General features: G+C 49.2%; 13 protein-coding genes. 8 read left to right on the top strand and 5 right to left on the bottom strand.

Features of this window, described 5'->3' with window-relative positions; genetic code table 11:
- The first annotated feature begins 2 nt into the window (after positions 1-2).
- From G441_RS0117110 to ung, 6 genes are all read left to right on the top strand, one after another.
- Positions 3-368: a response regulator gene (locus G441_RS0117110; RefSeq protein WP_026377466.1), complete on the top strand. Its 366-nt coding sequence runs from the start codon at positions 3-5 to the stop codon at positions 366-368.
- A gap of 2 nt (positions 369-370) precedes the next feature.
- Positions 371-1,375 (top strand): alpha/beta fold hydrolase, encoded by a 1,005-nt coding sequence (locus G441_RS0117105; protein ID WP_026377465.1) that lies wholly within the window; start codon positions 371-373, stop codon positions 1,373-1,375.
- A gap of 220 nt (positions 1,376-1,595) precedes the next feature.
- Positions 1,596-4,058 carry a bifunctional aspartate kinase/homoserine dehydrogenase I gene (gene thrA / locus G441_RS0117100; RefSeq protein ID WP_026377464.1) on the top strand — a complete coding sequence of 821 codons (2,463 nt, stop codon included), beginning with the start codon at positions 1,596-1,598 and terminating at the stop codon, positions 4,056-4,058.
- A 48-nt stretch (positions 4,059-4,106) separates the two neighbouring features.
- A complete protein-coding gene (gene thrB / locus G441_RS0117095; RefSeq protein ID WP_026377463.1) occupies positions 4,107-5,057 on the top strand; it encodes a homoserine kinase in 951 nt (316 codons plus the stop codon).
- A 15-nt stretch (positions 5,058-5,072) separates the two neighbouring features.
- Entirely contained in the window at positions 5,073-6,356 is a 1,284-nt protein-coding gene (gene thrC, locus G441_RS0117090) for a threonine synthase (RefSeq protein WP_026377462.1), read from the top strand.
- Positions 6,353-7,021 (top strand): uracil-DNA glycosylase, encoded by a 669-nt coding sequence (ung, locus tag G441_RS0117085; RefSeq protein ID WP_026377461.1) that lies wholly within the window; start codon positions 6,353-6,355, stop codon positions 7,019-7,021. Before thrC ends, ung begins: the two co-directional genes overlap by 4 nt.
- A gap of 51 nt (positions 7,022-7,072) precedes the next feature.
- Here ung and G441_RS19620 read toward each other — a convergent pair whose 3' ends face one another.
- On the bottom strand, positions 7,073-7,249 hold the full coding sequence (locus G441_RS19620) for a DUF3545 family protein (protein ID WP_084407419.1): 177 nt from the start codon (positions 7,247-7,249) through the stop codon (positions 7,073-7,075).
- Positions 7,250-7,447: 198 nt separating this feature from the next.
- Between G441_RS19620 and G441_RS0117075 the strand changes: the two genes are divergently transcribed.
- On the top strand, positions 7,448-7,813 hold the full coding sequence (locus G441_RS0117075; protein WP_026377460.1) for a PilZ domain-containing protein: 366 nt from the start codon (positions 7,448-7,450) through the stop codon (positions 7,811-7,813).
- Here G441_RS0117075 and G441_RS0117070 read toward each other — a convergent pair.
- From G441_RS0117070 to tal, 3 genes are read right to left on the bottom strand one after another with little or no spacing between them, the layout of a single operon-like run.
- A complete protein-coding gene (locus G441_RS0117070) occupies positions 7,799-8,404 on the bottom strand; it encodes a hypothetical protein (protein WP_026377459.1) in 606 nt (201 codons plus the stop codon). The two genes, G441_RS0117075 and G441_RS0117070, sit on opposite strands and share 15 nt — an antisense overlap.
- A 35-nt stretch (positions 8,405-8,439) precedes the next feature.
- On the bottom strand, positions 8,440-10,089 hold the full coding sequence (pgi, locus tag G441_RS0117065) for a glucose-6-phosphate isomerase (protein ID WP_026377458.1): 1,650 nt from the start codon (positions 10,087-10,089) through the stop codon (positions 8,440-8,442).
- Positions 10,090-10,112: 23 nt separating this feature from the next.
- On the bottom strand, positions 10,113-11,066 hold the full coding sequence (gene tal, locus G441_RS0117060; RefSeq protein WP_026377457.1) for a transaldolase: 954 nt from the start codon (positions 11,064-11,066) through the stop codon (positions 10,113-10,115).
- Positions 11,067-11,262: 196 nt separating this feature from the next.
- On the opposite strand from tal, the gene yaaA reads away from it, so the two are divergent.
- The gene (gene yaaA, locus G441_RS0117055; RefSeq protein WP_026377456.1) at positions 11,263-12,039 is read left to right on the top strand and encodes a peroxide stress protein YaaA; all 777 of its coding nucleotides are present in this window, start codon (positions 11,263-11,265) and stop codon (positions 12,037-12,039) included.
- Between the two features lie 39 nt (positions 12,040-12,078).
- On the opposite strand, the gene G441_RS0117050 is transcribed toward yaaA, so the two are convergent.
- Positions 12,079-13,482 (bottom strand): MBL fold metallo-hydrolase RNA specificity domain-containing protein, encoded by a 1,404-nt coding sequence (locus tag G441_RS0117050; RefSeq protein ID WP_026377455.1) that lies wholly within the window; start codon positions 13,480-13,482, stop codon positions 12,079-12,081.
- Between the last annotated feature and the right edge of the window lie 77 nt (positions 13,483-13,559).

The raw sequence follows: 13,559 nt of genomic DNA, 5'->3' as shown, positions 1-13,559 counted from the left end.
GCGTGACATTTCCCGTATTAATTTGCGATGACTCTTCGCTGGCCCAACGGATGGTTAAAAAGAGTTTACCCTCAGACTTTGCCTGTGAGCTGCACACCGCCGATAATGGACAACAGGCACTGGATTTACTTAATAATCAGCATTTCGCCTTATTATTTCTGGATCTCACCATGCCAGTCATGGACGGACTGGAGGTTTTGCACCACATTAAGCAGAAATGTATTGAGGTGTTCGTAATTGTGATATCCGGTGATGTGCAACCACAGATGCGAGAACGCGTGATGGCACTTGGGGCGCTCGACTTTATTTCTAAACCAGTAGATGAGTCTCGGCTGACCCAGGTACTTAAACAGTTTGGTCTGTATTAAAAATGGTCAAGGCGCTGGCCTGTTTGTTTGCCTGCGTTAGCCTTGCATGCGCGGCACATCCGACGGCTACATCATCAATATATGAAGTAAATGGGCAACAGTTGCACGTTGCGAGCTGGATGGATGGTGACTCGCAAAGCTCGCTGCCCTGGTTAGTGTTACTTTCCGGGCCGGTGGATACCTGGCATTCAGATACGGCATGGTATGCCGCGCTGGCACCACGCCTGGCACAACATTTTCGGGTCATTGCCGTAGACAGGTCAGGTCTTATCAACGCAGTGCCTGACGCGCAGGTGGGCTACGCAAGATTTGCCGAGGACCTGGCCGGACTATTCACTCAGCTCAACATTTCTAATGCGACGGTGGTGGCGTTTGCAAGCAGTAACATCTCCATGCAAATCATGCTTAATCATCCACAATCACATTCGCGCATCAATCAGGTCGTGCTAATCGATCCGGATGTGTTAAGTCCGTTTTCAATCGCGAGATATAAATCAGATGCTGCCCCATTCAAGGAAAATCTTACTGCTTACCTTGAATACATCGGTGAAGGAAAATATACCAGCAGAGTAGAACAAAAGAACGCGGCGGACAGACAGTTGGTAGAAGGCTTACTTGGCAACGATCAGATCTTTGATATTGCCTATTTCGATAAGCTACTTAGCGCTCGACGGAAAGTAGTCAATCAGCAAAACCTATTTAAAGAAATTGCTCGCTATGGCGATGATCTCAATGCTGCCGCGCAGCTAAAGTGGCCAGCCAACGTACCGGTGACCGTGATCGATACTGATTTTGAACAGGGTTACATTAATGCCAGTAATGACCCTGAGACGACTGCCGGCTTGCAGGCATGGAAAGAAGACGGCGAGCAGTATTATCGCCAGCTTGCCGCCATGCATCCACAAAGTCAGTATGTTCGGACCGACAGCACAGCTCACTTATATCAAGTCGTGTTTGCGAGCGAGCTGGCTGATATGTTGATTAAAATGCGCCCCGTAAGTAATTAGTCCAAAATTCATATTGACATCTAGACGTCTATTCGGCACATTGACTGACATGAAAAAGATGATTCGCACCACCGGCATGATTATGACCACCCTCAGTGAGGGCGGCCGGTAGAGAGTGCGCAACGCAAATGATACCTAAGCCCGCCCTCAACAAGCGGGCTTTTTTGTTTTTAAGGACCGACGCACCAGCGTCAGACAGATGAATACCTAGGAGCTGGAAATGAAAGTCATGAAGTTTGGTGGATCCTCCCTGGCCGACGCAACTCGTTACATGCGCGTCATGGAAATCAGTATGGCCAGCCATCAAACCGATGGTGCGGCAGTGGTTTTATCAGCCCCTAAAGGGGTAACCAACGCACTTTCATTGCTTACCGAGCAGGCTGCATCTGGTAAAGATTTTGGTGAACTTCTGGCCAAACTGGGCATGACGCTGCACGGCATTGTTGACGATCTGGCCGCCCGACTCGAGGGGTTTGATAGCCAGGCGTTAACCGCGCTGGTCGATAGCAAACTAGCAGAGTTAACCCGTCAACTTGAGGGCATAGCGCTGCTGAGTACCGCGCCTGATGGCGTTTCTGCCGGCATTCTTAGCTTGGGTGAGTATGTCAGCGTTAATATTTTCAGCCAGATGCTCAGTGCCCGCGATGTAAATAATCGAATTATCGACCCGGTCGATTATGTGTTAGCTGAAGGTGAGTATCTGGACAGTATTGCAGACGTTGCCGTCAGTAAGTCGCGCTTTACCGATGTCGATGTGTCTGGCGAGCAGGTGCTGATTATGCCGGGCTTTGTGGCGGCAAACGCCGACGGCGAGAAAGTCACCCTGGGGCGCAATGGTTCAGACTACTCAGCAGCGATTCTGGCAGCCTGTATTGATGCGCAATGTTGTGAAATCTGGACGGACGTTGACGGTGTGTATAATGCCGATCCGAATCAGGTGGAAGGCGCGGTGCTGCTTGATAAGCTGACCTACCAGGAGGCTATGGAACTGTCTTACTTCGGGGCGAAAGTGTTACACCCCAAAACGATTGGCCCCATTGCCCAACATCATATTCCCTGTCTTATTCGAAATACTCTCAACCCTGATGCGCCGGGCACGCTCATCAGTAACGAGAAGAGTGATAAGTGGACCAGTGTTAAAGGGATCTCACACCTTGATGACATGACGATGTTCAACGTCGCGGGACCAGGCATGAAAGGCATGGTTGGGATGGCCAGTCGCGTGTTTGAGGTGATGTCTAACGCCAATATCTCGATCAGTCTGATCACGCAAAGCTCATCAGAGTACAGCATCAGTTTTTGTATCCACAGTCGCGATGCCAACCGAGCAAAGGTCCTTCTGGAGGACGCTTTTGCGCTGGAACTGGCTAACCAGTTACTCGATCCGATCGAGGTACGCCATGAATTGGCAATTGTTACCCTGGTGGGCGATGGTATGCGCCATCATAAAGGCCTCGCAGCCAAGTTTTTCAGTTCTCTGGCACAAGCCAGAGTCAATAATGTTGCCATTGCGCAAGGTTCATCAGAGCGGTCTATTTCTACAGTGATTGAAAGTCGAAAAGCAAAAGAAGCGGTGAAGGTGGTGCACCAGAATTTTTTCTCCCAGCGTCACAGCATTGATGTGTTTCTGATAGGCTGTGGCACCGTAGGCGGAGAGTTGTTGGCGCAAATGGCCAAACAGCAGGCGGCGCTTAATGAACGTAACATCAACCTCAAGGTGTATGGTATTGCTAACAGCCGCAAGTTGCTGCTGCAGCAGGGCGGTATAGATCTTACCAACGATTGGCGACAGGCACTGGCGCAAGCTGAACAGGACTGGTCGTTGCAGGCTTTGCGAGACTTTGTCAATGCCAACAGCCTTATCAATCCTGTCATTGTGGACTGCACCAGTAACGATTACATTGCCAGTCAGTATGCTGAGATGATGTCGGCCGGGTTTCACGTAGTAACGCCAAATAAAAAGGCCAATACCAGTAATCTGGCTTATTACCAGCAGTTGCGCGACACCGCGCTGCAAACGTCACGTCAGTTTTTGTACGAAACGACAGTTGGGGCAGGGTTGCCAGTCATTGACAACCTGCAGAAACTGATTGATGCCGGCGATGAGCTGATCCGCTTTGAGGGCATACTATCCGGGTCATTATCATTTGTGTTTGGCAAGCTTGATGAAGGACTAAGTCTGTCAGAAGCAACCAGCATAGCTAAAACTAACGGGTTTACAGAGCCAGACCCCAGAGATGATCTCAGTGGCATGGACGTTGCGCGAAAATTGCTTATCATGGCCCGTGAAGCCAACATCAATCTGGAATTATCAGATATTGAAATTGAATCGGTGCTACCTGATGACTTTGACGCCACCGGCACGGTTGATGAGTTTATGGCGAAACTTGGTGAGTTGGATGATGTTTATCAGCAAAAAGTATCAGCAGCCAAACAACAAGGTAAAGTGTTACGCTATGTAGGCCAGATACAGAATGGTACCTGTAAAGTGTCCATTCAGGCGGTGGGCGCTGAGCATCCGCTGTATGCCATTAAAGATGGTGAAAATGCGTTGGCAATTCATAGCCATTATTACACGCCTATCCCCTTCGTTATTCGCGGCTATGGAGCAGGGGCAGCGGTGACGGCCGCCGGCGTGTTTGCTGACGTATTGCGTACCATGCCCTGGAAGCAGGACGTGTAAAACAGTGTGGTTTAGCACGAAAAATATAAATAATGAGAATAAAACAATATGAATGTGACCGCGTACGCGCCAGCCTCAATTGGTAATGTCAGTTTAGGCTTCGATATTCTGGGTGCGGCGCTTGAACCCGTATCGGGCGATGCGCTCGGAGATACAGTGAGTGCCAGAGAGGCAGAGTGCTTTTCGCTGACCGTGTCAGGCCCCTTTGCGAGCAAACTACCGGGTAATGTTGACGACAATATCGTCAGACATTGTTATGATTATTTTATCAATGCCCTGCGTGATAAAGGTGTGTCAGCGCGTCCTTGCGCGTTGCATCTAAGCAAGAACCTGCCAATAGGCAGCGGACTGGGTAGCAGTGCCAGCTCTATTGTGGCAGCGTTCGTGGCCCTTAATCACTTTTACGCCACTCCTTTTGATGACAATACCTTGCTGACCATGATGGGCGCTCTTGAGGGGCAGATCAGTGGCAGTGTGCATTACGACAATGTTGCACCTTGCTTTTTGGGTGGTCTGTCATTGATGACCGGCCAGTCATCACCGGTCGCGGTTTCTCTGCCGGTTATAAAACAGTGGTACTGGGTGGTGTGCTATTCGGGCATCAGTGTGTCAACGTCAGCGGCCCGGGAAATCCTGCCAACACAGTATAATATTCAGGACACGCTGGCCTTTGGACGGCAGTTGGCCGTGTTTGTTGATGCGTTACATCGTGGCGATGCGAGTCAGGCAGCGGCAATGATGAACGATGTGATTGCTGAACCACACCGAAAGGCATTACTACCGTATTTCGATGAATCACGGGTTTATTGTATGCAGCAGGGAGCGTTAAGTTTTGGCATCTCAGGCTCGGGGCCGACCGTGTTTGCCGTCACCGATAACCAGCACAGTGCCGAGACCATGCTGACCTGGCTGAAGCAACACTACATACAGAATGATCATGGCTTTGGCCATGTGTGCCGCCTGCGAGAACAGGGCGCAAGCGTGCAGAACAATGAATAAACGGATGGACATACAGTGGAATTGGTAAATCTGAAAGTAGCATCGGATAAAGTGAATTTTGCCGATGCGGTGAAAAAAGGCCTGGGCATCAATCAGGGCTTATATTTTCCTGAAAAGCTGCCAGTGCTGGACAATATTGATGACTTACTGGCAATGCCGTTTGTGGCACGTAGCCAATTTGTTTTACGCACCCTGATTGGTGACGAAGATGTGGCTGAGCAGTTAGATGAGATTATTGAAACGGCCTTCACGTTTCCTGCGCCACTTGCCGAGGTTACGGAGTCACTTTATTGCCTGGAGCTTTTTCACGGCCCTACGCTGGCGTTCAAAGATTTTGGCGGGCGCTTTATGGCGCAAACGTTATCGCGCATCTCTGAAGGAAAGCCTATCACCATTCTGACGGCCACGTCTGGCGATACGGGGGCCGCGGTAGCGCACGCCTTCCATGGTATTGATAATATCAATGTGGTGATTTTGTATCCCAAGGGAAAAATCAGCCCGTTGCAGGAAAAGCTTTTTACCACGCTGGGCGGGAATATCCATACCGTATCGGTTGAAAGTGATTTTGACGCCTGCCAGCAGCTGGTGAAAACGGCTTTCGATGATCCTGAAGTGCGCGATGGTCTGCACTTAAATTCAGCCAACTCAATCAATATTTCTCGCTTGCTGGCGCAGGTGTGCTACTACTTTGAAGCTGTCGCACAAGCGCCGGTAGAAATACGCGATAAACTGGTATTCGCGGTCCCCAGCGGCAATTTTGGCAACCTCACCGCGGGGCTGATTGGCAAAGTCATGGGCTTGCCTATCAAACGTTTTATTGCCGCAACCAATATGAATGATACCGTGCCCCGTTATCTGGCGACCGGTAAATGGGATCCGAAAGCAACCGTTGCTACGCTGTCCAACGCCATGGATGTCAGTCAACCCAATAACTGGCCGCGTATCGAGGCAATGTTACAGCGTGGCGAGGTGCTGCCAGAGTGGCTAAGTGGCGCAACAGTGGATGAAGAATATACGCAAGTCGCCATGAAGCAGCTGGCGCAGCTAGGCTACGTCAGTGAGCCGCATGCTGCTGTCGCCTACAAGGCTCTGGCGCGTTCGCTGCAGGATGATGAAGTGGGAGTGTTCCTCGGCACTGCTCATCCTGCCAAGTTTCGAGAGACGGTCGAGAATGTGCTAGGTCAGCCTATCAGCCTGCCAAAGCCTTTGGCTGACTGCTCGGGTAAGGAAGTGCTTTCAGCTGCCTTGCCGAATGACTATGAAGCGCTTAAACAACACATGTTCAGCATCTTGCGATGAGTGATGTCAGCGACTGGCAACAGGCGCTTGGCGCAGAAAAACAGCAGGCATACTTCATCAAAACCATGGAGTATGTTCAGCAGCGCCGTGCTGAGGGCATCGAGGTTTATCCGCCTGCGCCGTTGGTGTTTAATGCACTGAAAAAAACACCGTTTGATGAAGTAAAGGTGGTGATTATCGGGCAGGACCCTTATCACGGGCCTGGTCAGGCACATGGTTTATGCTTCTCGGTACCCCATGGTATTGCGGTCCCCCCTTCACTGGTCAACATATACAAAGAACTGGCGAACGATATTGACGGTTTTTCAATACCATCCCACGGTAATCTGGAAGGATGGGCTGAGCAAGGTGTGCTGCTGCTGAATACGGTGCTGACCGTCGAACATGGTCAGGCCCATTCTCATGCGAAAATAGGCTGGGAGACCTTTACTGATAAGATAATCGCGCAGTTAAATGAATACCGCAGTGGCATTGTGTTTCTGCTTTGGGGCAGCCATGCACAGCGCAAAGGCGCAATGATTGATACCTCACGACATCACGTGCTTAAAGCGCCTCACCCGTCACCGTTGTCAGCGCACAGAGGGTTTTTCGGCTGCCGCCATTTTTCAGCGACAAACCATTACCTGGAGCAACATAACAGTACTCCAATAAACTGGCAGGTATAACTGGCTGTAAAACCAAAAAAGGCTTTGCGTGAGCAAAGCCTTTTCCAGCGGTTACATCTCCAGTTTGTCTAGTTCGCTTTCCAGACACAGGTCCATGTCGGTCAGCTCTTTACGCAATTTGTAGCGGTCTTGAATCGCTTCGATTTCTCTCCACTTACGCTTTTTGCTTTTTGTTTTTGCGGGACGTGATTCCACATCGAGTAAAGACAGTAGATCTGAATTATCCACGGAACTCTCCTTTTAGTTACTGCTTACCGCTGGATGACTGACTTTATAACCCTTTAATGTCAGTTCAGTTGGATATGTACCATACGATTCGAAAAATTAAAACAACAAAATTAACCTAGTATTAACAAAACGTTGCAATTTGATGAAATTACAATCGATAACTACGCTTTAGGTGTCGGTGACTACATTGAGTAGCCAATGAATACTGAACAGCGAAACCACCATCGTTTTTCTCCCAAAGGCGTCCACGCGCTTATCGATTTTAGTCATCCCCAGCAATCCGAGCATATTTATCTTGAAGGATATATGCTGGATATGAGTTATTCAGGGATACGTATCAAGTTGCTCGACGCCTTGCCTAACTCATTGAGAGATGGACACGTGCATATCACCCTCACGTTACCCATGAGTAAAATGCAGTGTGTGATAAAAGGGGATATTAAACATATTAATAGCACGACAGAGATGGGGGTAGGTTATGCCCCTTTTCATTGTGAATCTGAAATGGATGCGTTTATTTTTGAGTGCGTGAAACACGTCGAAGACCATTCAGCTGTTGGGTAAATCTATAATCCCGTTTTCCGCCAGTTTTCGTATATCCTGATGCAGTACGATGCACCAGCCTAGCAGGCTGCCTCCACCTAGTCGGGCAATGATGTCTACGCTAGCAGCAATGGATTGTGGCAGGCTAATGAGCGCGACTTCCAGTGCTAATGGCAATAGCATTGCCAGCATTTGGCAACATACCCCGAAGATCAGCAGCGCCTTTTTGGTAGTGCCCAGCATGGGTGGTGGTGTGGGACTTAATAACTGCTGGACCCTGTCGGTGAGGCGCTCAGACACTCTGCCAAACAAAACGTTAAGCGCCACACCGGCAGTTAATCCACTGCTAAATAGCAATTGTTGAGCTGTACTGGCGTCATGCCATAGCTGCCACTCGCCGCGGATCCCACTGGCTATCATCAATCCAAGCATGCAAAACGTCAAGAACGCAAACAGGGTTATCCACATTATGCCGGTATGATCGATACCGCGGCGACGGGGCAGTTCTTCATGTAGTCGGAATAACCAATACAGGGCGTAAAGTCCCAGACTGAGTAGGGTAAACAGCAGGATAAGCCAGCCATTGCGCTTTCTAAACGGTCGTTTAGGCACTATCCATTCAGTCTGGGAAACCAACGTTATTGTGCTCAGTCAGACTGCTGCTGACGAAAGCGTGCAATTAACGCAGCTGTTGATGAATCGAATTGCTCGCTGCCTGCGCCGTCCTGAATGGCACCCAGAACCTGATTACCGAGCACTTTACCGAGCTCCACACCCCATTGGTCGAACGAATTAAGATCCCAAATGATGCCCTGCACAAACACTTTATGTTCATACAGTGCGACCAGCGCACCCAGTGTTTTAGGATCAAGCTGTTCAAATACCAGCGTATTGCTGGGTTTGTTGCCGGGCATTGTCTTGTGGGCAGCCAACTTTTTTCGTTCGTCTTCAGGCAGACCTTTGTTGGCCAGATCCTCATAGCATTGCTCGAAGGTTTTCCCCTGCATAAGGGCCTGAGTCTGGCCGAAACAATTCGAAGCCAGCATGGCGTGATGCTCATGATGTTGGTTTGGTACGCTCAGCGGCAGCATAAAGTCAGCCGGGATCAGGGTACCGCTTTGGTGAATAAGCTGGTGGAAAGAGTGCTGGCCATTGGTACCTTCACTGCCCCAGATGATAGGACCTGTTGCATAATCAACAGCATTGCCGGAGGACGTTGTCGACTTTCCGTTACTCTCCATATCAAGCTGCTGCACATAGGCCGGGAAACCTCGCAAGTAATGATAGTACGGTAAAAGAACATGACTTTGAGCGGCAAAAAAATTGCGATACCAAACGCCTAACAAAGCCAAAATGACCGGCATGTTTTGCTGCAAAGGCGCGGACCGAAAATGGTTGTCCATCTCGTGTGCACCTCGAAGCAACGCCTCAAAATGCTCATAACCCAGGGACAGAGCGATAGGTAAGCCTATCGCGGACCATAATGAATAGCGGCCGCCAACCCAATCCCACATTGGGAAAATATTTTCTTCAGCCATGCCGAATTCTACCGCTGCCTGGACATTTGAGGACACGGCAACAAAGTGTTTAGCGATGTCAGCCTGACTGCCGCCAGATGATAAGAACCACTGTTTAGCGGTTAGGGTGTTTTGCAGCGTTTCCTGAGTGGTAAATGACTTGGACGACATCACTATTAACGTAGTGGCGGGATCTAAACCGGCCAGCACATCCTGAATATGACAGCCATCGACGTTGGCAACAAAATGTACGTTGAGACCATCATGTTGGTAAGGCTTGAGCGCCTCCGTCATAATTTTGGGGCCAAGAAACGAACCGCCAATACCAATGCTGACTATGTCGGTAAACGCGTCACCGCGCATCCCTGTGCGCGTGCCACTGTGTACTTCGATGACAAACTGTTTGATTTTATCCAGTGTTGCCATCACTTCCGGCATGACGTCCTGTCCGTCGACATACACAGGGTTACCTGAAAAGTTGCGCAACGCGGTATGCAGAACGGCACGGTGTTCGGTATTGTTGATAATGTCCCCGGCAAACATTCCATCACGCTTTTTCGGAACGTCGCAGTACTCTGCAAGCTCTGTTAGCGCCTGCATAACATCTGGCTCAATCCAGTTTTTTGAATAATCGAGCGTTATCCCACATGCACTCATGGTATAACGTGACGCTCTGTCCGGCTGCGCGGCAAACCAATCGCGCATGTGCTGGGTCGAAATGCTTTCAGCCAGTGTCGTCAGATTCTGCCATGGCGCAGATGTCGTCAGTTTGCCGGACATATTCTCTCCTTAGATTTGATTGGTTATAGATGCGTTTTCAATAAGGCTTCAAGTTTTAGCTGGTCCGCAGCGAAATTACGAATGCCTTCAGCGAGTTTTTCCGTCGCCATTGCATCTTCATTCATTTCCCAGCGGAATTGCGCTTCATCCATGACTTCACCGGGGCTGGATGTAGCGCCGCTATCGTTCAGTTTGACTTCAACATCTCCGGGCATTTCAGATAGCGCTTCCAGAAGTTGGGGGCTGATAGTCAAACGGTCGCAACCGGCTAGTTCCAGAATCTCGCCGGTATTACGGAAGCTGGCACCCATTACAACGGTCTTAAATCCATGTTGCTTGTAATAATTGTAGATGCGTGTGACCGACTGTACGCCGGGATCATTGGCCCCGTCGAAGTCGCTTTGTTCGCTATTCGCTTTGTACCAGTCCAGAATACGTCCTACAAAAGGTGAGATCAGAAATACGCCTGCTTCTGCGCATGCCCGAGCCTGAGCAAAACTGAATAACAGCGTAAGATTACAGTTGATCCCTTGTTTTTCGAGATACTCAGCGGCCCGTATACCCTCCCAGGTAGAGGCGACTTTGATGAGGATACGCTCTTTGCCAATGCCAGCCTGTTCGTAAAGCTGTACCAGCTTTTCTGCTTTAGCGATACTGGCGTTGGTATCAAACGATAATCTGGCATCCACTTCTGTAGAGATACGCCCAGGGATGATAGATAAAATGTCTCGGCCAATGCTTACCGCCAGCTTGTCGCCGGCATCTATTACCTGTTGCGCTGTATCATTGCTTTGCTGCTTTGCCCAATCTGCCGCTTCGCTGAGCAAAGACTGATATTGAGGCAACTGCGCGGCTTTGAGTAATAAAGATGGATTGGTTGTGGCATCAACAGGACGATAGATTTTGATGGCCTCTATATCACCGGTATCGGCGACAACGGTAGTGACGTTACGTAAAGATTCGAGTTTGTTACTCACGTGAAAAGCCTCGTTTAAGCGCAAAAAAGGGTTACGAATACTGGCGTGTAGGGTAAACGGAATCGCATTCTGAAACCAGTCTGTAGACCGCTCAATTCACATTGTTAAGTAATAAGGGGATGATCTTTTAAGGGGCAGTCCCCATAACTAGACGTGATTTGATTTATTAACCACTTACTACCAATCAGGACCTCTTATGCTTGTTGTTGTTTCTCCTGCGAAAAATCTCGATTATCAAAGTGCTGTGGCGACCCAATCCTACACTCAACCGGAAATGATGCAGCACACGCAGGAACTGGTAAACGTGTGTAAAACGCTGACGCCAGCACAGTTAAGTTCGTTAATGAGCATCAGCGATAAACTAGGAACGCTCAATGCAGAGCGGTTTAACAGCTTTAGCACACCATTTACGCCGGACAACGCACGTGCTGCGGTGCTGGCATTTAATGGCGATGTGTATGCCGGACTGGAAGCGAGCAGTTTCAGTGAAGATGACTTCGCGTTTGCGCAACAGCATATGCGCATCCTGTCAGGTCTGTATGGTCTGTTAAAACCACTGGATCTGATGCAGCCATATCGACTTGAAATGGGTACCAAACTGGCCACTGACAAAGGCAAGAATCTATACGAATTCTGGGACTCAGCAATCACTGACAAGCTTAATGAGGCGCTCAATGCCCAGGGTGATAATGTTCTGATCAATCTGGCCTCAAACGAATATTTTAAGGCCGTGAAACCGAAACAACTCGACGCCTCAGTCATTACGCCGGTATTCAAGGACTGTAAAAATGGTAAGTACAAGGTCATCAGCTTTTTTGCCAAAAAAGCCCGCGGCATGATGGCACGCTACATTATCCAGAACCGTTGCCAGCAGGTATCTGACTTATACCAGTTTGATATGGGCGGATACCGATTCGATGAATCGCAAAGCAGTGCAAACGAACTGGTTTTTCTGCGCGAGGAACAGAACTAAATTAAAGGAGTGGCAACAGCGTTAGCGGGACGTGTCCCGCTAGAATGTTAACGTCTGACCTCGAAAAGGGATCTCTGCATCTATCTGATGTTTGTCCCAAAGTTGCTCGCTCAACGTATCCAGCGCGTCAGCCTCACCATGTACCAGTATCATTTGTGGATGTGAGGTGAAATTACCCGCCCAGTCAATCAGTTCACTTTGACCAGCATGGGCAGAAAAACCGCCAACAGTTTCTATCTGGGCTTTGACAATGAATTGCTCTTTGAACAAACGTATGTGCGTGGCACCGTCGACAATCGCCCTGCCCAATGTGCCTTTGGCCTGAAAACCAACAAACAGCACAGTATTGCGGTTATCCCAGATACGCTGTTTAAAGTGATGCTGAATTCTTCCACCAGTACACATTCCGCTGCCGGCAATGATGATAGCGCCTTTACGTATGGTATTTATTGCCATAGATTCTTCAGGCGTAACGGTAAATTTAAGCTTATGCCTGATGGCGGAGCCAATTTCGTGGCCATCGTTTGCGGAGGCGTCGAGATCTTCAGGCTCAAGCAGTGATAACCACTTGTTGAATACTTTGGTCACTTCAATGGCCATCGGGCTATCAAGGAAGATATGCCAGTTATCCAGCTTGCCCTGGGTTTCAAGACGCGCCAGATAATGCAGCAATTCCTGCGATCGCCCAACCGCAAAAGCCGGTATCAGCACGTTGCCGCCACGCTGCCAGGCCTCATGAAGAATGTGTTCCAACTGTTCAAATGAATCATCCAGACTACGGTGGTCGCGATCGCCGTAAGTGCCTTCCATCAAAACCACATTAGCTTCTTTAACCACAGTGGGATCGCGCATCAATACGGTATCTGATTTACCTAAATCGCCAGAGAACACTAGCTTTTTCGTCTTACCCTTTTCATTAAATTGTACTGATACGATGGCGGAGCCAAGGATATGCCCAGCATCGAAAAGGGTGATCTGCAGCCCATCATTGAAGTCAAATGGGCTGTCATAGTCGATTGGATGACATAGTTTAAGGGCTGCTTCAACGTCAGCGCGGGTATAACTGGGAGAGACAGGCTGATCTCCGCGGCGCAAGCGACGTCGGTTTTCCCATTCTATATCACGTTCATATAATCCCAGAGCATCAAGCAACATAACAGGCAATAGGTCAGCAGTAGCTGGCGTGCAGAATATCGGCCCGTCAAACCCTTCATGAACCAGTTTGGGTAAGCGTCCAGAGTGATCAAGGTGGGCGTGGGATAAAATGACAGCATCAACCTGATGTGGAGAAAATGGAAACCGTGACGCCATTTCGTCTTTGTCTCTGTCACCACCCTGATGTAATCCGCAATCCAGTAATACACAACCAAACGCGGAGCTTTGCAGCATGTGGCAGGAGCCGGTGACCTCCTGAACTGCGCCGAAAAATTTTACCGTTGCCATATTGATATGCCTAAGTGAAGCGGTAAGGTGACTTTACTGCAATCTCTTTTCAACACATTGATACGTATCAAATTAAA

The organism is Aestuariibacter salexigens DSM 15300, from assembly GCF_000429145.1.
Lineage (GTDB): Bacteria > Pseudomonadota > Gammaproteobacteria > Enterobacterales > Alteromonadaceae > Aestuariibacter > Aestuariibacter salexigens.
This window is presented reverse-complemented; position numbering and strand designations above follow the sequence as displayed.